The following is a 21564-nucleotide window of genomic DNA, read 5'->3' as shown; positions in this document are numbered from 1 at the left end:
TGCATCTCGCGGCGGTCGCGGCCCCGAACTCCAGGAGTGAGCGACGTGAAGCCTCTTCGCCAGAATCCCACCCTCGTGGCGGCCCTGACGTCACTGCTGGCCGCGGGCTCCGCCTCGGCGGCGAGCCGTGTCGACCTGCACCAGGAGGAGCTGGGAGTGATCCGCCAGCGGCACGCGGCCACCTTCCTCACCGGTGGCGCGGACCGTGAGCCTGCCCGCCACGCGCAGGCGCTGGGGCTCGACGCGAACTCGGGCCTGAAGCTGCTGGGCAGCGTCAGCGACCACGGTGTCCGCAACCACCGTTACCAGCAGACCTTCCGGGGCCTGCCCATCTTCGGTGAGCACGTCATCGTCAACGAGGACGCCAACGGAGAGCTGCGCGCGCTGTTCGGGCGCAAGGTCACCGGCCTGGAGCGGGACATCCCGGCGGGGGCGCCCCGGCTGTCGTCCGCGGAGGCGCTGGACATCGCCAAGGGGGCCAGCCTGGGGAACCGCGTGCGCGCCATGTCCTTCGAGAACGAGCGCTCCGAGCTGATGATCTACGTCGATGACGACGGCCGGGCCCGCAAGGTCTACGTCGTCAGCTACTTCGCGGACCTCGTCGGCGGAGGGGCGCCCACGCGCCCGCTGGTCATCGTCGACGCGGAGGACGGCCGGGTGCTCAAGCAGTGGGAGAACCTGCAGCACGTGCTCATCGGCACGGGCCCTGGCGGCAACGTCAAGACGGGCCAGTACGAGTACGGCACGAACTACGGCTACATGGACGTGGCCCAGTCCGGCACCACGTGCACGATGAGCAACGCCAACGTGCAGACCGTCAACCTCAACGGCGGCACGAGCGGCTCCACCCCGTTCTCCTATACGTGTCCTCGCAACACGGTGAAGACCATCAACGGGGCGTATTCACCGCTCAATGACGCGCACTTCTTCGGCAGCGTCATCTTCAACATGTATCAGGCCTACGTGGGCAAGGCCCCGCTGACCTTCCAGCTCACGATGCGGGTGCACTACGGCACCAACTACGAGAACGCGTTCTGGAACGGCTCGGCGATGACGTTCGGCGACGGGTACACGACGTTCTATCCGCTGGTCAGCCTGGACGTCGGCGCGCACGAGGTGTCCCACGGCTTCACCGAGCAGAACTCCGGGCTGATTTATTCAGGCCAGTCCGGCGGCATCAACGAGGCCTACTCGGACATCGCTGGCGAGGCCGCCGAGTACTACATGCGCGGCACCAATGACTTCCTCGTCGGGGCGGAGATCTTCAAGAGCAGCGGGGCGCTGCGCTACATGGCCAACCCGCCGCAGGACGGCCGCTCCATCGGCCACGCCTCCAACTATTACAACGGCCTGGACGTGCACTACTCGTCCGGCGTCTACAACAAGGCCTTCTACCTGCTGGCCACGAAGCCGGGCTGGAACACGCCGAGGGCCTTCCAGGTCTTCGCCCGCGCCAATGACCTGTACTGGAGCCCGAGCACGGACTTCAACCAGGGCGCCTGCGGCGTGCAGACCGCGGCGCAGGACTATGGCTACAGCGTCTCCGACGTCGCGTCGGCCTTCGCCTCGGTGGGCGTGAGCTGCGGCGGCGCCATCGAGTTGTTCCGTCAGACGGACACCAGCGGCAAGCTCACCATCGCGGTGTTCGAGCGCTATGCGACGACCGCCGCGGGCATCAACACGAACTTCACGGTGACCGTCCCCAGCGACTTCGTGGTGATTGGCGGTGGCGGCGAGGGCAAGGAGGGCGGGGCCGGCAACATGCTGACCGCTTCGTATCCGGACACCGGGCTGACCTCCTGGCTCGTCTCCACCAAGGACCACCTCATCTCGGACCCGGTGCAGGTGCGCGCGTGGGCCATTGGCCTGAAGGTCGCGGGGCTGACCCCGGCGCAACTGCGCACCTACCTGGCCGTCAGCACGGCGACGAGCGGGATTGTGTCGCACCCTGACGTCACCGCGTCCCTGCCGGCGGGCTACGTGCTGGCGGGTGGCGGCATCCGGGTGAACTGGAGCGGCGCGGGCAACCTGGCCACCGCCTCGGCGCCCTCCACCACGACCTCCTGGCGCGTGCGCTCGAAGGACCACACCTCCGCGTCGCCCGCCTCGGCGACGGCGTATGCCATTGGCATCAACAGCACCATCCCGGGCGTTGGCACCATTGGCAACGTCATCAACTCGGGCACCTCGTCGGTGGTCGCGCACCCCAGCTACACCGTGGGCCTGAGCAGTGGTTATGCGCTCAGCGGCTGCGGTGCGTTCGTCAACTGGAGCGGCGCGGGCAACATGCTGTGGCGCATCCGGCCGGTGAACTCGGGCTGCTCGGCCGCGTCGAAGGACCATGAGGTCTCTTCCCCGGCGTCCATCTCCACGTACGCGCTCGGCCTGCGCGCGTTCTGACGCGGAGCGGTTCCGCCATGGTTCCCGGGCCGTGTCACGCGGCCCGGGGCCTGGCGGCTCCTCCGCACCGCCCGCGTGTGGTACGGAGCCCAGGGCATGCCGAGCGCAATCGAAGCCATCCACGCCTTGAAGGATCGACTGTCGCGCGAGCAGGGGCTTCCCCTCCGCGCCGTGAGCGTGACCCCGGTCCGCGAGGAGGAGCTGCGCCTGCTGGAAGCCGCGCTGGGCTCCCTGCTCCCCAAGGCCTATCTCCAATTCATCACCCAACACGGCCTGTTCGCCGCGACGGATTCATCCGGCCATGAGCGGGCACGGATGCTGAGCCCCGCCGAAGTGCTGGAGCAGCACGCGGGATATCAGGAGTTCCTGGAGGAGGACTCCTTTGGGGAAGAGGAGGACGAGCGGGAAGCCGCGCTGCGCGAGCTGGAGGTGCGCAGGCGGCTCATTCCCTTTCAGTACATCGCCGACTCGTTCGTCCATGACTTCTACAGCTTCGACACGGGCTGGCGCCGCGACGAGGGGGCGCTCATCCTCAAGGCCTGCCACGACGATTACGACCTCGCGCCGTGGTTGCTGGATGACGCCCCGGATACCTCCGGATGCACGTTCGACTTCGACGAGCACCTGAAACAGGTCCTTCGCGAGCTCCTATAGGCCTCAGCCGCGCAGGCGGTCCGCCAGGTCCTGCGCCAGGCCGCACATGGTGAGCGTGGGGTTCCACGAGCCTGAAGTGGGGAAGAGCGCGCCGCCCGTCACGTAGACGTTGTGGACGCCGTGCGGCCGGTAGTCCAGTCCCACCACCGACGTCGCCGGGTCCCTGCCCATCCACAGCGGCGAGGCCTCGTGCACGATGATGTTCAGGCGGATCTGCTTCCGGTCGGGCCGCTCCGACTGCCAACGGCCGCCGGTGCCGCTCGCGTCGTCGACCCAGTATTCGACCGGCGGTCCCTCGCAGCCCGCGCACCCGGCCATGACGTCGATGGCCTGGTACGTCGCCTCGTCGAGCACGTCCCACAGGTGGTGGTCCTGCACGCCGGGCTGGAGCTGGAGGGTGATGTTGGTGGCGGGGTCGGTGCCGCCGTTCATGCGGATCCAGTTGTCGGGGTTCTTCTCGCTCACCTCGCCCAGGGTGGCGCAGACGAACACGACGTAATCCTCGGAGCCCTTGAGCTGCGCCATCGACGCGACGGCCGCCGCGTCCGGGGCCTCGTGGGCGATGGTGCTCTCGTCGGCCTCCGGGTTCGCGGAGGCGAAGGCGCTGGTCTGCACGTGGTACTGCAAGCCATTGGGCGCCTTGCCGTCCAGGTAGGTGGCGCCAATCTCCAGCGCGGACAGGTCCTTGAACGCCGAGCGCTTCACGCGCGCCGTGATGTGAGACATGAAGTGGCCGGTGTAACGCTTGCCGATGTTCGGCAGGGCCTCCTTGAAGGAGTTCATCAGCAGCGTCGCGGGCGGGATGGTGCCCATCGCCAGCACGACCTTCGCCGAGCTCACCGCCAGCGGGCCGCGGCTCGTCTCCAGCGCGGTGACCGTCCCGTGGCCGTCATGCACCAGGCGGTCCACGACGCAGTGGTCGACGATGGTCAGGGGCTGCCCCTGGCCCTGGGCCGCCAGCGCCTTCTGTGATTGCTGCAAGTCCAGCAGCGTGCCGACGGTGGAGTACTTGTAGAACCTGCCCCCCTTCCAGGGGGGATTGCCCACGGCGATGGGCGCCGGGAACGCGCTCTCCGCGGAGGGCACGTAGCGCTTGAAGTTCTCCCGGAGGTTCACATCGATTTGATGCTGGAGGCTGCCGTAGACGCCGTCGTGGACCTTGTCCATCGTGGTGACGTGCAGGAACGCGCGGGCGCGGTCCCAGAAGCCCGGCTGGAGCGTGACGTCGATCAGCTCCTGCGGCCAGTCGCGCATCAGGTCGGGCGTCGGGGCGGGGCACCAGGCGCTCCAGTAGGTGGAGCGTCCGCCCAGCACGGGGATGTAGCCGGCCTGGAAGAACTCCAGCTCCGTGGTCGCCATCCGCGTCGTGCGCGTCCACGGGTAGGTGGTGGGCGGTGAGCCGGTCGCGGCCTGGAAGGCGAGCGGGAGCATCTGGTAGTGCGTGGGCAACCAGAAGCCGCCTCGCTCCAGCACGAGGATGCGCGCGTTCGGGTTGTGCTTCAGCGTCTGCTCGATGAAGGCCACGCCGGTGGGGCCGGTGCCAATCACGATGAAGTCATACGCCGAGCCCTGGATGGCGCTCCAGTCGTTCGGCGTGGCGAAGAACGCCTGTCCGGCGATCTGATCCGCGCTGGCCTCCTGCGGACCGGGGACGGGGTAGCCGAGCGAGATGCCCTTCGGGAGGTTGCGGGAGCCAGCGAAGAACTTCTTGTAATTGGCGGCCATGGGACCTCGACAAGCAATGGTGGCTGGAGGTGCTTGCCCCGGGATGTGCAGGGGCCATGCCGTGACAACCCGGGAGGAAGGACGCACGGACGAGACGGGGGCCCGCGTCGCTTCAGGAAGCGCTGGCGTCTTCCGGGAACGCAGGGCGGCGCCGGGCGCTTGTGGGACGGGGGGCCTTCAGCGACGCTCCCCGCGTCTCTTCTCCCCCCGAGGCTCCATGAAGGCCCTGCGAACCCCGAGCGTCCTCGCCGCGTTGCTGCTGCTGTCCCCTGGATGCACCGCGTCCCGGCCCTCGGCCCGAGCGGAAGCGCCGGCCACCGCGCCCGAGGCGTCCTCCGCGCAGGTGGCGCTGCGCGGCTTCGTGGACGCGTACTTCGAGGAGCACTTCCGCCGCTCGCCCATGTCCGCCACGTCCGCGGGCGTGCACACGTATGACGGCGAGCTGCGCGGCTTCCGGCCCGAGGAGCGGGCGTCGCACCTGGCGTTCCTGAAGGACCGGCTCGCGGCGCTGCCCCAGGCGGTGGACCGGGCGGCGCTGCCTCCGGGGGAGCGGGCGGACTACGACATCCTGGAGAAACACTTCCGCGCGCGCATCCTGGACCTGGAGACGGTGCGCTCGTGGGAGCGCAACCCGAACGCCTACCTGGGCTTCGCGTCCAACGCCGTGTACCAGCTCATCAACCGCGACTTCGCGCCGCTGGAGGAGCGGATGCGCTCCGCGGTGAAGCGCATGGCGGTGGTGCCGGAGGTCTTCGCGGCGGCCCCGGCCAACTTGAAGAACCCGCCGAAGTTGTGGACGGAGATCGCCCTGGAGCAGGTGAAGGGCACGCGCTCGCTCTATGCGCAGACGCTGCCGCAGGCCTTCGCGCCGGTGCGGGACGCGGCGCTCCAGGAGGACTTCAAGCAGGCGCAGACGCGGTGCCTGGAGGCCATCGATGGCTACATCCGCTTCCTGAAGGACGACCTGCTGGCCCGCTCGAACGGGGACTTCGCCATCGGCGAGGAGACGTACCGCCAGAAGCTCCAGTACGAGGAGGGCGTCACGGACAGCATCGACTCGCTGCTGGCCTGGGGGCGCGCGGAGATGAAGCGCACGCAGGACCAGTTCGCGGAGGTGGCCGCGCGGATCGCCCCGGGGAGGGCGCCCATGGACGTGTACCGGGAGCTGGGCAGGGAGCACCCGGCCGCCGCGGAGCTGGTGCCCACCACGACGGCGACGCTGGAGGACATCCGCCAGTTCCTCATCGACCGCCGCATCATCACCGTGCCCAGCGAGGTGCGCGCGAAGGTGGCGGAGACGCCGGTGTTCAGCCGCGCGCTGTCCTTCGCGAGCATGAGCACTCCCGGCCCGTTCGAGCTGAAGGCGACGGAGGCGTACTACTACGTGACGCCGCCGGACCCGGCCTGGAGCGCGGAGCAGGCCGAGCAGCACATGAGCTTCTACAACCGCTACGCGCTGCCCATCGTCTCCATCCACGAGGCGTACCCGGGGCACTACGTGCAGTTCCTCTGGACGAACCGCATCCAGTCCAAGGTGCGCCGGCTCTTGGGCTCCGGCTCCTTCAGCGAGGGCTGGGGCCTTTACACCGAGCAGATGATGCTGGACGAGGGCTACGGCGGCACGGGCCCGCAGGCGGACCGGCTGCGGCTGAACCAACTGGCGCTCTACCTCCAGCGGCTGGCGCGCTACGTGGCGGGCCTGTCCCTGCACACGCGCGGGATGACGTACGACCAGGCCGTGAGCCTCTTCGAGAAGGAGGCCTACATGACGCGGGTCAACGCGGAGCGCGAGGCCCGCCGTGGCACCTCCGACCCGACGTACCTGGTGTACGCGCTGGGCAAGAAGATGCTGATGGAGCTGCGCGAGGACGCGAAGGTGAAGTGGGGCAGGGACTTCACCCTCCAGCGCTTCCACGACGCCGTGGTCTCCCACGGCTACCCGCCCGTGCCCATCGTGCGGCAGTTGTTGCTCGGTGAGGACGCGGCGCCTTCCGCGTCCCGCTGAGCGCCGCCCGTGCCCGCTTCCGTGACGAAGCGGGCGCGGGGGGGAACGGCTACTTCTCCTGCGTGACCTTGTTGTCCGTGCCGGTGCGGCTGATCTTCGGCTTCGACTTGCCGAGGCCGCGCTTCCAGGTGACGGCGTTGGAGTTGCCCGTCACGGAGATGGCACCGGTGGCCTCCACCTTCACCTTGTTGTCGGTGCCGTTCACGGTGACGCTCTTGCACTCGCCGGTCAGCGTCACGGTGTTGTCCGTGCCGGTGATCTCCACCGTGCTGCCCGGCTTGCAGGCGTGGGTCGCCGTCTCTTCATTGCCGGTGATGTCGATGTTGCCCGAGGCATCCTGCGCGACGGCCGTCATCGGTCCGAAGGCACACGCCACCATCATGAACACCGCCGCGCCGAACTTGCTGCTCATCCGTTGTCCCCCTGGAGAGGTGCGGACCTGACGCCGCACGGCCGCATCTACGTGCGGGGAGCCGGAAGATTCAACCCACATGGCGCTCTTCGCGCACTCAGATGAGCCCTTCCTCCGCGGGAGGATCTCCGCGCGCCTCGTCCTCGCGGCGGAGCGTCCTCCGCGCGCCCGCCTCTGCCCCCTGGGGAGAGGTCAGCCAGAGGAGGCGCGTCCCCTCCGGGTACCACTTCATCTGTACCGAGGTCCGGATTTCATAAGGGCCGGCTTCCGAGCCGTGGGAGATGAGCAGGGGATCCGCGCCACTCTGGATGACCAACGACACATGCTTGCCCTGCCAGAGGCAGAGGTCCCCTGGCTGGACCTGCGACAACGGGATGTGACGCATGTGGGCTTCGAGCGTGCCGGTGTACCCCTCGCCGCTGTAGTGGTTGCCATTGGGGTCGGGGGCGCCCGCCCACTGGTAGCAAAGCGTCACGAAGCCCGAGCAGTCGATGTCGAGCGGCAGCTTGTGGCGCAGCCGGATGCCGTCGATTGGACGGCTCTGCGAGTAGTGGATCTGCTCCTGGTGGGCCACCCCCCACAGCCCCTCCGCGACGATCTTCTCGCGGAGCCCTTCTGGCGTCGGGGTGGAGGGCGTCTCCGTGTCATCCAGGGCCGCGCCCAAGGCCTTGAACGCTGCGCGCGTCTTCGGGCCATAGACGCCAATCGCATCCACGCCGTGCGCCTGCTGGAACTTCTTGAGCGAGCCTTCCGTCAGGGCCCCGAACATGCCGGGGCCCGTGTTCATCTGCGCCTGGGTCATGTCGCCCAGCTTCACCAGCGCGCCCTGGAGTTGTCTCACTCCCGTGCCACTCGAGCCGCGCTTCAGGTCCGCCGCGGGCAGCGTGTAGCCCTTCAGCGGGAGGCTCGCCACCTGTGCCCGGCTGTAGCCGGCGGCGGCCCTCCGCCTGCGGACCTTGCCTGTCCGTGGCCGGGATGTCTGTGTTTTGCTTCGCATGCGGCCTCCTGCCGGCAACATGCGAATCCGCTCGGGGAGGCGCCAGAAGCGGGGGCCTCCTTCCAAGGCGCGCCTTGCTCCCTAGCGCGCCCGCTGCAGATGGATCATCGCCTCATCCAGCAGCGCGGCCACGCCCCGGCGCACCACGTGCACCACCTTGCGGTGGTGCGAGGACGCCAGGTGCGTGTAGTGGGTGGACACCTTGTGGTGCAGCTCCGTGGCGCCCCACACCAGCACCAGGTCCGCCCACTCCAGGTCGCTCTTCGCGCGGTCCGCCGTGCGGCGCTCCGTGCCGTCCACCATGCGCAGGGAGATGTGGCCGCCCAGCTTCGCCTCCAGCTCCTCGCGCACCGCGGGCGAGCCGCCCACCACCACCACGCGCTGCACGCCGCGCTGGTGGCACATCTCCACGAACGCGACCTCCGCGCGCCGGTTGGCGGAGCCGCCGCACCGCGCGCAGTGGCTCCGGGGCTCGACACGCAAGGGCTCCCGGCCGCTCGCCGTCGCCACCTGGAGGCAGCCGGGATCCGCGCACACCTGGAAGAAGCGCTCGGCCAGCACCTCGGCCGCTCGCAGGAGCTTGGGCTCGCTCATCCGCGCCTTGCCCGGCCGCGTGAGCCCTGCCTCCTCCAGCACGCCCCTGGCTCGCACACGCGCGTCCATCAGCGTGACGCCCCGCTCCGCCAACCACCCGTCGATGTCCCTGTCCGCGCTCATCGCTTCGCCATCGGGGCAGGAGTAGCGGCGAACAGCTCCGATTGCATCGGGACGGGCCCGGAGGGCTGCGTCAGCCCGAGCGCCTCGCGCACCGGACCGAAGCTCCGGCGGTGGATGGGCAGCACGCCCAGGGCCTGGATGGCCTGCACATGCTGCGCGGTGGGGTAGCCCTTGTGGGCCGCCAGGCCGTAGCCGGGATAGCGCGCGTCCAGCTCGGCCATCAGCCGGTCGCGCGTCGTCTTCGCCAGCACGGACGCCGCCGCGATGCTCAGGGACAGCGAGTCCCCCTTGATGATGCCGCGCTGCGGAGCCGGGCACTGGGGAATCGTGCGCGCGTCCACCAGCACGTAGTCCGGCGTCAGCCCCAACCCCTCCACCGCGCGCCGCATGGCCAGCAGGCCCGCGTGGTAGATGTTGAGCTGATCAATCTCCTCCACCTCCGCCCGGCCCACCGCCCACGCCACCACGTCGCGCTTGAGCGCCTCCGCCAGCGCCTCGCGCTTGTCCGGGTCCAATATCTTCTTCGAGTCGTCCAGCCCCTTGAGCTTGTAGCCCCGGGGCAGGATGGCCGCCGCCGCGACGACGGGGCCCGCGAGCGGCGCCATGCCGGCCTCGTCCACGCCCGCCACCTTCAAGAGGCCCTGCTCCCACAGCTCCGTCTCGAACTTCAGCAGGTGCCGCAGCCGCTGCCCCTCCGCCCGGTTCTTCTCCTGACGTGAGCGCAGCTTGCGCGCGAGCGCCTGCGCACCCTGACGGGGGTCGGCCTCCAGCGCTTCCAGCAGCCCCTGGGGGAGGGGCTGCGCCTGGGTGACGAACCGCGCGGTCAGCTCGGTGACCGAGCATTCGAGCAGCGCCTGCACACTCTCTGCGGACATGGGGGACCTTCGGGATGGCCTACCCGGCGGGTAGCGCGGTTGCACGGCTTACTGGAGTGGGGGAACACCAGTGCCGCGACAACACGCCCGCTCGCACGCCGTCAGGCCAGACGGGCGTGCGGCGAGGCTGCGGGAGAGCCAGACCGACACGGACGCGTGCATGCGGATTTGACGCATGGCGTAAGTGGTATCGCGCACCGGTGGGTGTGCACAACCGCCCCACGGCCCGGGGCGGCGGATTTTTCGCGTCCGCCGGCCCTCACTGGCCGGTCTTCCGGCTCAATCCTGGAGCTGGAGCGTCACCGTGGCGGGAACGGGCGTGCAGTGGCATTCGTCACAGGTCCACTCCACGCGCTCCGCGCGCGTCACGTGCGAGCCCGCCGTGGCCACCACGCGGATGGGGCTGGGCGCGAGCGTTTCGTTGATGGCCGTGGTGACGCCCCGGTCGTCCGTCACGCCGGTGATGCTGACGTTGCTCTCCAGGTTGGTGGCCGTCACGGAGGCGCCCTGGATGTACGCGCCGTCGGACGACATCACCTCCACGCGCAGCGTCCTCGGCTCCGCGCAGGTGTCCTCGTGGCGGTTCGCGCTGGGGGCGTCATCACAGCCCGTCATCAGCACGCTCGCGAGGAGCCCCAACCAACCCCACCGCTTCCACTGCTTGCCCATCCCCACGCCCCCAACCCGTCCCATGCGAGGAATCTGATACCGGAGGACGGGTGCTGCAATGCGTGTGTCAGGCCGCGGGCGGCAGCCGCGCGTGGGCAAAACGTGCGGCATCTGTGTCCGGATAACGATGCACGATGTACCGGTAGAGCTCCTCCGCGCGCACCGTGTTTCCCAACTTCTCCCCCTGCACGCGCGCCAGCAGCACCAGCGCGCGGGGCGCGGTGGGCTCTTCCGGCGCCGTGTCCGCCGCGGCTTCCAACGCTTTGACCGACAGTGGGAAATCTCCTTCCACTGCCGCGGCCTGTCCAATGAACAGATGGTGTGACGGCAAGAGCTTCAGGCGGGGCAGAACGTGGAGCGCGCCGTACAGCGCCAGCGCCTTCGCCACGTCGCGCGCCTCCACGGCCGCGCCCAGCTCGGCCACCTGCGCTTCGACTCCGGCGGCGTCGGGCGCCGGGGCTTCGGGCTCCGCCTGGGACTCGCGCAGGGCCACGGGCCCGCGCTGGGGCGCGGTGTCGCCCAGCGTGGGCTCCAGGTGGTCGCGCGCGGGCAGGTAGCCCAGCGCATCGCCGTGCACGAAGAGGACGAGCCCCAGGACGTTCGCCGCCGCGAAGGGGACCAGGCACGTGAGCGCCTCCGCGATGAGGCGGGGCACGATGACGATGGGCAGGCCGAGCACCGCCTCCGCTACCTGGTGCAGCCCTCCCTGCAGCAGGGCCAGCAGGAGGAACACCGCCGTCACGACGCGGGCATCGCGCCCCACCGCGCGGATGCACGCGAGCGCGCGCAAGGGGTTGAGCGCGGCGAACACCGAGCGCGACATCGCGGCCACCAGGAGCGCCCACGGCAGCCACAAGAGCCCCAGGACCGCGAGCCCCCAGAAGAGCGGATCCGCCCAGAAGACGGGCGCGCTCAACGTGTCCACCGGATGGGTGACGCGCTTCAGGACCTCGTCCGGGGACGCGGACTCGAGCAGCCCCCACGCACGCACGAGCGCGGGCAGGAAGACGCCCCCGCTGACGCACAGGCCCATCAGCCCGGGCACGAGGTTGTCCCTGACGAGGTCGGTGAAGCCCGGGCCCTCCGGCTCCGCGTCTCCCCGGGCGGCGCTCCGCACGAGTGCGAAGAAGGCCGCCCAGAAGACGCCCAGCGCGAGCGTGAGCGGCAGCACCGCGATGACCACGATGCCGACCACGGCCATGCGCAACACGGTCAGCACGATGACGACGGCCGCCAGCGCCTGGAGCCCCGGGGCCGTGAACGGGAAGCGCAGGGCCCCCGGCAGGCGCGCCGCCAGCGAGCGGTGCGAGCGGTGGCGCAGGAGCACGTTCGCCGTGCCTTGGCACCGGACGCAGACGGTGTACTCCACCGTGCCCGCGCGCCGGGTCTCCACGCACGCGGGACACAGCAGGGCCTCGCAGTGTTCGCAGCGCCAGCCGGCGGCGGCGCCCGGATGTCCCGCGCAGGAGGGAGGGGCAGGGAGGGAAGGGGCCATGCGGCCCGCGAGCCTACGCCGGGCCGGGAGTCTCGTCCCAGGGGGAGCCCAGCCACGCCTGGAACGCGGCCTTCTGCGCGTCCGTGGGGCGCTCCACGCGCTGGAGCCACGCGGCGTCCGCGGGCTTCTGGCCCAGGACGACGGGCACCTCCAGCAGGCGGTCGCGGCGGAACAGCGTCACCCGCACGGTGTCGCCGGGGCGCTTGTCCTCGCAGCGGGCGATGAGCCCCGCGCCGTCCACGCGCCAGCCGTCCAGCGCCACCACCTCGTCCTCCGGGTACAGGCCCGCGTCCAGCGCGGGCGTGCCCTCCGGGACGGTGGACAGCGTCGAGGAGCCTCGAACGGTGACGCCCAGCCAGCCCCTGGGCTTGGGTTCGCCCTTGAGGCGCGGCGGCGTGCCCCCTTTGTCGTTGGGCGCCTCCCGCACGCGGAAGGACACCTCCAGCCCCACGTGCGCGAAGACGCCGTAGTCCAGGTCCTCCGTGGAGCGCACCGCCCGGTCGAAGAAGGGCGTCAGGTCCACGCCCGCGACCTCGCTGGCGGCCTGCTCCACGCCGTCCTCCGGGACGCCGGAGCCGTCGCCATGGCGCCGCCACAAGAGCCGCATGACGTCATCCAGGCACTTCGCGTCACCGGTGGCGCGGCGCACCTCCAGGTCCAGCAGCGCGCACACCACCTCGCCCTTCAGGTAGTAGGAGATGGCGCTGTTGGTGGAGTGCTCATCCGGGCGGTAGTGCTTCACCCAACTGACGAGCGACGCCTCCGTGAGCGTCTGCACGCGGCGGCCCGGCGTGGAGTGCAGCAGCGAGAAGGTCTCGCCCAGCCGGGCGAGGTAGCGCGTGGGGGACATCAGGCCCGCGCGGCGCACGAAGAGGTTGTCGTAGTAGGCGGTGCCGCCCTCGAAGGCCCACAGGAGCGTGGTGTAGTTCTCCTGCGAGTAGTCGAACGGAACCAGCGCGCGCGGCTTCACCCGCTTGATGTTCCACAGGTGGAAGTACTCGTGCGCCACCAGCGTGAGGAAGTCCTCCCAGCCCCGGTACGAGGCCAGGCCCGTGCGCGGGAAGAGCAGCGCGGTGGAGGCCTGGTGCTCCAGGCCCCCGCGGCCCTTGTCGGTGAGGTAGACGAGGAACAGGTAGCGCTTGAGCGGCAGGCCTTCGTACATGCGCGCCTGGGCCTCGCAGATGCGCTGCATGTCCGCGCACAGCCGCTCCGCGTCCGGCACGCTGTCGCCCCACACCACCACTTCGTGCGGCACGCCCGCGACGGTGAAGGTGAGCGGCGTGTGGGGGCCGACCTCGAAGGGGCTGTCCACGAGCGCGTCGTAGTCCGGCGCGTGGAAGGTGGCCCCTTCCGAGTCCAGCGCGCAGAACGTGCGCCAGCCCTGCGGCGCGTCCACGGTGACGTGGTGGGGCAGGGCGCGCGTGGCCTCCGTGTAGAGGAACACGGTGGCGCCGTTGAAGTAGGCGTGGCTGCCGTCCAGGTGGCTGGTGCGCACGGTCAGCTCGTTCGCGTAGACGCGGTAGCGCAGGGTGACGGCCTGCCCCCTCGCGTCCACGCGCCAGGTGCGCTTGTCCACGCGGCGCACCGGCAGGGGCTGGCCGTCCGGGCCCCGCGCGGTGACGTCCTGCACCTGGCGGGCGTACTCGCGCACCAGGTAGCTGCCCGGCGTCCACACCGGCATCACCGCGTCGAGCGCGTCAGGCCCGGCGGGGAAGGTCGCCTCCACCTCGAACAGGTGCGCATGCGGGCGGGGCATGGCGACGCGGTAGTGGACGGCGAGCGACATGGACGGAGGGCCTTTCTGCCTGGGGGACGGCGGGGTTACTTCGCCTTGACGAGCACGGCGCCGAAGAAGCCGTCGGTGCCGTGGGTGTGCGGGGCGAGCCGCAGGTAAGGGCCGGGGCCGAGCTTCCCGCCCAGCTCCGCGCCCAGCACCTCCGCCACGGGGCGCACGCTGAAGTCGGGGTGCTTGGCGAGGAAGTCCTCCACCACGTCCTCGTTCTCCTCGCGCAGCACGCTGCACGTGCCGTAGATGAGCCGGCCGCCGGGCTTCACCAGCATGGCGAAGCGCGCGAGCAGGGCCTTCTGCCGGCCCACGTGCATCTCCAGGTCCTCCGGCGTGAGGCGGTATCTCGCGTCCGGCTTGCGGCGGAAGGTGCCGGTGCCGCTGCACGGCGCGTCCACCAGCACGCGGTCCGCCTGGCCCTTGAGCGGCGTGAGCGCGGCGTCCGCCTCCGGGCCCTCGTGGGGGATGAGCTGCGTGCGCACGTTGTGCACGCCGGCGCGGCGCGCGCGCTTGCGCAGGTCCTCCATGCGGCCCTCGTCCACGTCCAGGGCGTGCAGGTCGCCGCGGTTCTTCATCTGCGCGGCCAACTGCAACGTCTTGCCGCCCGCGCCCGCGCACGCGTCCACCACGCGGGTGGGCGGCGCGTCCACGAGCATGCCCAGCAACTGGCTGCCCTCGTCCTGGATCTCGAACCCGCCGTCCTTGAAGTCCTGGAGGGAGAAGAGGTTGAGCCGCGTCTCCATGACGAGGCCGAGGGGGGACAGGGCGGTGGGCTTCGTGGACTCCACGTCCTCCGCGGCCAGGCGGTCCTGGAGCTGGGCGCGGTCGCCCTTGAGGGTGTTGGCGCGGACGATGAGCGGGGCGCGCTCGTTCATGGCCTCGGCGGCGCGCGCGGCGTCCTTGCCGAAGACGGCGCGGAAGCGGTCCGCGAGGAAGTCCGGCAGCGACGCGGCGATGGGGAAGCGCTTCGCTTCCGGCAGGGCGTCCAGCTCCGCGGCGGCGTCCGGCAGCCGGTCGAGCACGGACACGTCCGGGCCGGTGAGCCCGCTGGAGCGCGCGACGTAGGTGGGGTCCTCGCCGTGGAGGATGCGGGACGCGGCGAGCCGCATGACGTCCTGGCGCGTGCCGTCCAGCGCGTCGAACTTCCGGTGTGACTTCTCCAGGAGGAAGTCCACGGTGCGCTGGCGGCGCAGCAGGGCATAGACCCGCTCGGCCACGGCGCGGCGCTCGGTGGAGTACAGGGCCGTCTTGCGGCGCAGGACGAACTCCAGGGCGCGGTCGGACAGGCGGCCCTCGCGGCGCACGCCGCCGTAGGCCTCCAGACACGCCTGGAGGACCAGGTCCTCGCGAAGGGGGCGGTTGGGGTTGGGGCGCGCGCGTTCATGCTGGGCGCGGCTGAGCTTCGGTTTGTCGGCGCGTCCACCGGCGTCCTTGCGCTTCTTCGGCGCGCCAGGGCGGGACGTACGGGGCCCGCCAGACTTGGGGGCGCCACCGCGGGAAGGTCCAGGCTTACGAGTCGTGGCCATGTCGCAAGAGGCCTTTGCATCCCCGGGTGGCGTTGACAAGCAGGGAACGCAAAAGACGCCCCCGGAAGGCGCTGAAGGGGCCGGCCAGAGGCGCCCGGGAGCCGCTTCGGGGCCGGGCCTCCGAGGCCCCTCCGCCCCCACCCCGGAAGGGCAAAACCTGTCCGACAGTCGGACACGTTCGAGCGATCCGGCTGGGACAGCGGCCTCGGGCAAGGGGGGGCCGCGATGGCCCGGAACCTGTCCGACAGACGGACAAGTTCGAGCGACCTGGCTGGGGCCGTGACCCGAGGCGCGGGCCGGGGTCGCGGTGGTCCAGAACCTGTCCGACAGTCGGACAGGCTTCACGGGCGGAGCCGTAGCCCAGCCCCGGGCGGGGGCCGCGGTGGTCCAGAACCTGTCCGACAGTCGGACAAGCTTCAGGGGGCGGAGCCGTAGCCCAGCCCCGGGCGGGGGCCGTGGTTGGCCCAAACCTGTCCGACTGTCGGACAGGTTTTTGCGGTCCGCCTCCGGGGGGCTCAGCGGTCGCGGCGACGGCGGCGCACAAGCCCCGCGACGAGGGCCGCGGCGGCGGGAATCAGGGCGGCGGACGGGCCGGCGGCGCAGCCTCCGCCCCCGTTCGAGTCATTTCCATCCCCCGGCGTGACGCCCGGCGTCGTGGGCGTTGCCGGGATCTCGGGGCGAGGGTCGGGGTCGGACGGCGTGGTGCCGGGGTCCTCCCCGGACCCGGAGCCGGTGCCGGGGTCGGTCCCGGGCTCGGTCGTTCCGCTGGCCGTCACGGTGACGACGGTGGTGGTCGTCAGCGGGGCGGCGCCCTGGACGGTGGCCGTGGCCGTCACGGTGTAGGTGCCTGCCCTGGCGAAGACGTGCTGGGCCTGGGGGCCTTCGGCGGTGGCGCCGTCACCGAAGTCCCAGGTGATGGTTGCGCCGGATTGGGGGGCCGTCGCGGTGAACGAGGCTGTGTGGGGCGCGGCGCCGCTGCCGCTGTCGACGGCGACGTTCAGCGTGCCCTGGGGCTGCTCGGGCCGCGCGGGCAGCGTCTTGGAGAGGGTGAACGTGTCGAGGACGCCGCCGTCCGTCTTCACGAGCTTCGCGGTGAGGTTCCCCTCCACGACGTCCACGTCGAGGAAGCCGTGGGCCGCGTCATCGCGGATGACGCTCCAGGAGGGGCGAGACGTGGCGAACGTGCGCAGGGTGGCGCCGCCGCCGCCAACGACGAGGTACGGGATGCCCGCCTCGTTCTTGCCGGCCTCGGCGTCACCGAGCATGGGCTTGCTGCGCTCGTAGTCGTGGTCATGCCCGGTGAGGACCAGGTCCACGCCATACTTCTCGAACAGCGGACCGAACTGGCGGCGCATGGTGAGCTGCGAGCCGTGCTCACCGCTGGACCAGGACGGGTGGTGGAAGAAGACGACCTTCCACGGCTGTGTCGTGGCGGCCAGGTCCTTCTCCACGAACGCCTTCTGCGCGGCGAGCGTGCACTTGGAAGACGACGCCAGGCCCACCGCGCAGTTCGAGTCGATGGACACGAAGTGCACGTGTCCCCAGTCGAACGAGTAGTAGCGCTCCGAGCCCTCCGCGTTGTTGGTGGGCAGGTAGAGGTTGTCCAGGTAGGGCTGGGCCTCGTTGGTCACGTACTCGTGATTGCCGGGCGTGGCGAACATGGGCACCTGCGAGAGCAGGGCGGCCATGGGGGTGAAGAGGTTGTTCTGGAACTCGGTCTCGGTGCCGGACGCGTAGGCGTTGTCACCCAGGGCGACGAAGAGCTCCGGCTTGTTGGTGAGCATGGAGGCGGCGACCTTCTTCTGATCGCTGCCGCCGGTGCCGAAGTCGCCCACCGCCGCGAAGTGCACGCGCCGGGTGCCGGGCACGGGGGCGGTGCTGAACGTCTTCGCCGGGGTCGTCTCGCCGCAGCCATCCACTGAATACGTATAGGAGGTGGCGGGAGACAGGCCGGTGAGGACCACGGCGTGGATCTTCGCGGCGGCCGTGGACCTGGCGGTCTGGCTGGTGTTGCCGGCGCCGTAGCGCACCAGGGCGTTGGAGCAGTTCGCCGACAAGCGGAACGCCACGGTGGCGGTGTCAGGGCCCACCTTCTGAAGGTAGGGATCACGCGGCAGGGCGAGCGCGTCACACGAGGCAAAGCCCCCGACGGACAGGGCAGCCAGGGCAGCGAGCGAAAGAGACTTCGTCCGGTCCATGAATCCTCCGGCCCGAGACATTCGGGACCGGGGCGCAACCGTTCATCGTTCAACCCTCATCCGGAAATCAGCCGCGCAGGGGTAGGCAGGCGAACGAGCCCCTGGTGTGGCGGAACGACAGACGGACAGGCCTGCAACGCATGTTTCAGGGAAGGCGGCGCAGGGCGGCGCCTTGCGGCGTCCGGACGCTGCGTTACCCCTGAATACATGAACGAAGTCCACTCCCAGACCCGTGAGTACACCCTGCCCGCCGGGTGCCCCGTGTGCGAGTCGGACCTGCCGGTGCGGGTCACCGCGACCGGTCCGAACGCGGTCTGTCGGCACTGCGGCTGGATGGGCCGCCCGTTCATCACCGTGACGTACGACGGCCTGCGCGTGTCGTACGACGACACCGCGCGGGCCTGAGCGCCGCGCCCGCCTGTCCGGCTTGCGGAGAGGACAGCAGGTCTGCGTCAAACGCGTGGAGTGGGCCTTCACGCGGTCCGACGGCAGGTGTTCCTGTGCAAGGTGCTTCTGCACCTCTTGAGGCATTGCGCCGAGCGTGTAGGGAGGTGGGAGGTGATGTCCCGAGCAGGGGGGCTCCCAATGCGACCGGTGTCCTTCCCTGTAGCGATTCATTACGACGATGACGACGGGGTTGTGACGTTCGCCTTCGTCCCGGGGGGCGCGCGGCGAGTCCAGCTTTATTGAAGAGGACTCGCTGCGCACTGCGGGAAGCCGGGAGTTTACAGCTCCTGACAATGGCCAGGACAGAGGTGACGTAGGAGCAATTGGTTCTTCCACGCCAAGGTGCGCTCCACCACCCAGCGGTCGCGTCCCAGCCTCTCCTTGGACTCGACGCCCGGACGTGCGATGCGGGCGGCAATGCCGCGCAGGCGAAGCCCGCTCCGGTTCTTCCTGGAGGCGTAGGCCTAACGTGGGGATCAATTGAGCGGAAGGAAGGATAGGCAGTGGCGGAACCAAGCCGCGAGCTTTGCGAGCGGAGTGGTCGCGCGTAACTGCCTCACCGTCCGTGCCAGGTCCTCAATGGCCCGAGGTGCGAGCCGCCGCAGTTGGCGCTTCAGGTCTACCCACCACAACTCGATGGGATTGAAGTCTGGGCTGTAGGTGGGCAAGTACACGACGCAGGCGCCGACAGCTTCAATCGCCTGACGGACACCCGACGCCTTGTGCGCCCCGAGGTTGTCCATCAGCACCACGTCACCAAGACGGAGCCACGGGCAATTCCGCTGGCGGACGAAACGCACGAAGATTTGTGTGAGAAGCCCAGTCGATACATGGCCCTCTGCATCGAAGGCCGACTGGTCGCCACGCCGGTGCGGGCCGTCAACTCGGCCATCAGCTCGCGCACCGTCGCGTCCGGCTTCTGGGCCACCAGCCGCTTGAGCTCGCTGGCCACCTTGCCCCGGATGGGCGAGAGCCTGCCGCCTCACGAGGGCCGGACGACAAAGGCACTGGTGACTGTGTTGAGGCGCTGCAAGGAGCGGCGCGAGGGCTGATCGAAGCGTGGGAGATTGCTACTGGTGCCAAAACCCTGGTCGACAACTTCCCCGCTGTAACGCCAAATGCTCCCGCGTTGGCTCATGCCGGCGTTTCGCCAAGAGCCATGGGCGCGCTGGATGAGACAGAGAACTTGGCGAACTCATCGCGGCCGATGCTGATGGGTTCAGATGCTCCAGGGGTAGGTGGCAGTGGTGAACGTCCGTTGCTTGGGCGTGGAGACACTTATTGCGATTGCTCTGGTCCTGACGGAGAAGGCGTGATGAGTGAGTTGTTGGGTGATGGAATGCTTGGTTTGTATATTGAGAGGACATTGGATTTAGCCCCTCCGGAGGGAGGGGTGTTTAGTGAGGTGTTAGATGCTTCTGGGTGTGATGATATTGATGGTGCCTGGATGGGTGGTGGAAGGATCAGTGAAAAAATGATAATTTAATTGCGGCAATGGCTGAAGGATATGCCCCGGAGGTCGCAGCGAAGCTGAAGGTATTTGCGGGATGTGTGTCGGTAGGGAATTGTTCTGCTGAGTTTAGGTTGACTGGTATTTATTTGGTCACAATCATGGGGGGGCTCGGCAGTGATTGATGGGCGGATTGTTGAGGTGATTCGATTGGAGAGTCTTGGGAGGCCCCCGGTTTAGATTGCATTGAGTCTTGAACGGCTTACGGGTGAACGCTTATTGCAGGGTGTCATTGTGACCTGTTTTAAGAGGGCTTTCCCTCAAATCCCACTTCGGGCCTTGCTTGAGGCGGTCGCTTGGTGGCGGGAGAGTCGTGGCAGTTCTTCTGATGAGGAGTTCAATCGCCTTCTTGAGCCATGGATTCGTCGGTGAGCCGCCGCGGATGAGGCTGGAGATCTGATTGACGCTTGCCCGGTGTCGGCGCCCTGGGGGGGGAACGGGAGTCTGCGGATGAGGAGGGTTTCGAATCTTTGGGAGGAGTTTATGCGAGGGGTTGGAAGAGTCATTCCAGCGAGAGTAGATGAGGCGGGTGAGATCGTTGAGTCTGGGGCTTGAATAGAGAAAGCCCGCGTTAGCGCATCCTTCGCGCCAACCCGGGCCTCAATTCCATCCATTTGAATCAGCGGCCTACGGCTTCTTCACGTCGTAGGACACCAGTTCCTCCAGGCGTTCCCCGTCCTCGCGGACCTTGCCCACGCCGGGGACCAGCCAGTACAGGCGCTGCTTCTCTTCCTTCACCTCGCCGCTCTTGTTCAGCTTGTCGCGCTGGACCTTGATGGCGTTGGTGAACGTGCCCGCGGGCGTCGTCACCGTCACGTCCTTCTCCAGCACCTTCCAGACGTACTTCGGGTCCTTGCCCTCCGTTCCGCCCGCCGCGTAGGTGATCAGCTCGCGCACATTGTCCTGGTGCTCCCAGGGCACGGAGGCCGGGGTCGCCGCCAGGGACTTCATCATCGCCGGGGACCAGGTCGTTGCCTTCGTGGCCAGGCCGTCCGTGACGTCCTCCTCGCGCAGGCGCACCACCAGGCCGTTGGTCAGCTCCAGTTGCCAGGAGTTCTCTTCGTAGACCGTGCCGGACTTCGTGCGGTCCTGCCGGCTGTGCACCTTCACGGCCGTCATCGTCGTGCCCGGCACCGTCTCCGGGCCCTGCACCGTCACCACCTTGTCGAAGACGCCCTCCACGTCATCCGTGATGCGGTAGGTCCAGGTGGAGCCCGTGGTCAGCGGCCACAGCGTCGTCACCTCCGCCTGCTGATCCGGCTTCGTGCCTCCGCCCGTGCCCGGGTCCACCGCGTTGCCCGGCAGGTCCACCGTGCCGTCCGGGTTCGTCGTGGGCGTGCCCGGATCATTCCCCGTCGGCAGGCTGCCCCCGCCACCACCGCAGGCGGCGAAGGCTCCGCACGCCGCGAACAGCACCGCCAGCTTCCTGAACTTCATACCGTCTCCTCCCGCGCGCCCTTCGCGCTCACCGCCGTCCACCGCAGCCCCCGCAAGGGCGCCCCTTCCGTCCTTCCCAACGCCGCCGCCAGGCTTCCAGGCTCCGGCTCCTCCACTTCCAGCTCCACGCGCCGCGCGGAGAAATCCATCGCGCAGCTCTTCACCATCACGTTGCGCTCGCCCAGCGCCGCCCTCAGCGTGGCCTCCGCTCGCACCAGGTCGTCCGCCTGCGCGGACACCACCAGCCGCTGCTTCGCCTCCTTCGTCGCCACGGCCTTCTTCTCGAACAGGTCCAGCACGAAGAGCAGCACCGCCACGAACCCCGTGCCCACGAATGCCAGCACCAGGTTCCCGTGGCCGCAGGCCATGCCCAGGCCAATCACCAGGAACAGGATGGCCGCGTCCCGCGGGTCCTTCAGCCCCGAGCGGAACCGCACGAACCCGCCCAGGCCCACGAGCCCAAACGCCTTCGCCACGCTGTTGCCAATCACCGCGGTAATCACCGCCGCCGCCGCGCAGAGGAGGATCTGCGCCTGCACCATCTCCACCTTCGGCAGCGGCTTGCCCGTCAACATCCGCCAGGGCCGTGACGACAACAGCGCGCCAATCAGCGCCGACGCCACCAGCCGGGGGAGGATGGCCCCCATCGACAGCGCCTGCAGCTCCTGCTCCACGTCCTGGAACAGCGCTCCGAACGGACCCTCCATGGGC

General features: G+C 69.3%; 19 protein-coding genes and 1 pseudogene. 6 read left to right on the top strand and 14 right to left on the bottom strand.

Translation table 11 applies throughout. The annotated features are described in order from the left end of the window. Positions 1 to 45: 45 nt before the first annotated feature. Positions 46 to 2400: a M4 family metallopeptidase gene (locus K8612_RS39145; RefSeq protein ID WP_373692082.1), complete on the top strand. Its 2355-nt coding sequence runs from the start codon at positions 46 to 48 to the stop codon at positions 2398 to 2400. A 96-nt stretch (positions 2401 to 2496) separates the two neighbouring features. Then, a complete protein-coding gene (locus K8612_RS05255) occupies positions 2497 to 3054 on the top strand; it encodes an SMI1/KNR4 family protein (protein WP_223761437.1) in 558 nt (185 codons plus the stop codon). A gap of 3 nt (positions 3055 to 3057) precedes the next feature. On the opposite strand, the gene K8612_RS05250 is transcribed toward K8612_RS05255, so the two are convergent. Continuing rightward, on the bottom strand, positions 3058 to 4779 hold the full coding sequence (locus K8612_RS05250) for a GMC oxidoreductase (protein WP_223761436.1): 1722 nt from the start codon (positions 4777 to 4779) through the stop codon (positions 3058 to 3060). Between the two features lie 217 nt (positions 4780 to 4996). Between K8612_RS05250 and K8612_RS05245 the strand changes: the two genes are divergently transcribed. Continuing rightward, on the top strand, positions 4997 to 6784 hold the full coding sequence (locus K8612_RS05245; RefSeq protein ID WP_223761435.1) for a DUF885 domain-containing protein: 1788 nt from the start codon (positions 4997 to 4999) through the stop codon (positions 6782 to 6784). Between the two features lie 49 nt (positions 6785 to 6833). On the opposite strand, the gene K8612_RS05240 is transcribed toward K8612_RS05245, so the two are convergent. From K8612_RS05240 to K8612_RS05200, 9 genes are all read right to left on the bottom strand, one after another. After that, on the bottom strand, positions 6834 to 7196 hold the full coding sequence (locus K8612_RS05240) for a DUF3060 domain-containing protein (RefSeq protein WP_223761434.1): 363 nt from the start codon (positions 7194 to 7196) through the stop codon (positions 6834 to 6836). Positions 7197 to 7293: 97 nt separating this feature from the next. Continuing rightward, entirely contained in the window at positions 7294 to 8193 is a 900-nt protein-coding gene (locus K8612_RS05235; RefSeq protein WP_223761433.1) for a peptidoglycan-binding protein, read from the bottom strand. A gap of 81 nt (positions 8194 to 8274) precedes the next feature. Further along, positions 8275 to 8910: a hypothetical protein gene (locus tag K8612_RS05230; protein WP_223742640.1), complete on the bottom strand. Its 636-nt coding sequence runs from the start codon at positions 8908 to 8910 to the stop codon at positions 8275 to 8277. Continuing rightward, positions 8907 to 9785, bottom strand: a complete 879-nt coding sequence (locus tag K8612_RS05225; RefSeq protein ID WP_223742639.1) for a ribonuclease HII — start codon at positions 9783 to 9785, stop codon at positions 8907 to 8909. Before K8612_RS05225 ends, K8612_RS05230 begins: the two co-directional genes overlap by 4 nt. A gap of 279 nt (positions 9786 to 10064) precedes the next feature. After that, entirely contained in the window at positions 10065 to 10454 is a 390-nt protein-coding gene (locus tag K8612_RS05220) for a carboxypeptidase-like regulatory domain-containing protein (protein WP_223761432.1), read from the bottom strand. Positions 10455 to 10521: 67 nt separating this feature from the next. Then, on the bottom strand, positions 10522 to 11949 hold the full coding sequence (locus K8612_RS05215; protein ID WP_223761431.1) for a tol-pal system YbgF family protein: 1428 nt from the start codon (positions 11947 to 11949) through the stop codon (positions 10522 to 10524). 13 nt (positions 11950 to 11962) lie between these two features. Next, positions 11963 to 13735 (bottom strand): M61 family metallopeptidase, encoded by a 1773-nt coding sequence (locus K8612_RS05210; RefSeq protein WP_223742636.1) that lies wholly within the window; start codon positions 13733 to 13735, stop codon positions 11963 to 11965. A 35-nt stretch (positions 13736 to 13770) separates the two neighbouring features. Next, on the bottom strand, positions 13771 to 15261 hold the full coding sequence (locus K8612_RS05205) for an RsmB/NOP family class I SAM-dependent RNA methyltransferase (RefSeq protein WP_223742635.1): 1491 nt from the start codon (positions 15259 to 15261) through the stop codon (positions 13771 to 13773). Between the two features lie 515 nt (positions 15262 to 15776). Next, the gene (locus K8612_RS05200) at positions 15777 to 17459 is read right to left on the bottom strand and encodes a metallophosphoesterase (protein WP_223761430.1); all 1683 of its coding nucleotides are present in this window, start codon (positions 17457 to 17459) and stop codon (positions 15777 to 15779) included. A gap of 207 nt (positions 17460 to 17666) precedes the next feature. On the opposite strand from K8612_RS05200, the gene K8612_RS05195 reads away from it, so the two are divergent. Further along, on the top strand, positions 17667 to 17864 hold the full coding sequence (locus K8612_RS05195; protein ID WP_223761429.1) for a hypothetical protein: 198 nt from the start codon (positions 17667 to 17669) through the stop codon (positions 17862 to 17864). A 374-nt stretch (positions 17865 to 18238) separates the two neighbouring features. On the opposite strand, the pseudogene K8612_RS39495 reads toward K8612_RS05195, so the two are convergent. Both K8612_RS39495 and K8612_RS39490 read right to left on the bottom strand, forming a co-directional pair. Then, positions 18239 to 18349 (bottom strand): annotated as a pseudogene (locus K8612_RS39495) (IS5/IS1182 family transposase); the annotation flags it as partial. 33 nt (positions 18350 to 18382) lie between these two features. Further along, a complete protein-coding gene (locus tag K8612_RS39490; protein WP_373692081.1) occupies positions 18383 to 18706 on the bottom strand; it encodes a transposase in 324 nt (107 codons plus the stop codon). 30 nt (positions 18707 to 18736) lie between these two features. Between K8612_RS39490 and K8612_RS05185 the strand changes: the two genes are divergently transcribed. Both K8612_RS05185 and K8612_RS05180 read left to right on the top strand, forming a co-directional pair. Further along, the gene (locus tag K8612_RS05185; RefSeq protein ID WP_223761428.1) at positions 18737 to 18958 is read left to right on the top strand and encodes a hypothetical protein; all 222 of its coding nucleotides are present in this window, start codon (positions 18737 to 18739) and stop codon (positions 18956 to 18958) included. A gap of 107 nt (positions 18959 to 19065) precedes the next feature. Then, a complete protein-coding gene (locus K8612_RS05180; protein ID WP_223761427.1) occupies positions 19066 to 19392 on the top strand; it encodes a hypothetical protein in 327 nt (108 codons plus the stop codon). 651 nt (positions 19393 to 20043) lie between these two features. On the opposite strand, the gene K8612_RS05175 is transcribed toward K8612_RS05180, so the two are convergent. Next, complete coding sequence (locus K8612_RS05175) at positions 20044 to 20853, bottom strand: hypothetical protein (protein ID WP_223761426.1); 810 nt, start codon at positions 20851 to 20853, stop codon at positions 20044 to 20046. Next, positions 20850 to 21560: a DUF4956 domain-containing protein gene (locus K8612_RS05170; RefSeq protein WP_223742629.1), complete on the bottom strand. Its 711-nt coding sequence runs from the start codon at positions 21558 to 21560 to the stop codon at positions 20850 to 20852. Before K8612_RS05170 ends, K8612_RS05175 begins: the two co-directional genes overlap by 4 nt. Between the last annotated feature and the right edge of the window lie 4 nt (positions 21561 to 21564).

Origin of the sequence: Corallococcus sp. AS-1-6 (genome assembly GCF_020037015.1) — a bacterium.
In the GTDB taxonomy this organism is placed as follows: domain Bacteria; phylum Myxococcota; class Myxococcia; order Myxococcales; family Myxococcaceae; genus Corallococcus.
Note: the sequence above shows the minus strand (reverse complement) of the source record. Positions and strands in the feature narration are given on the sequence as shown.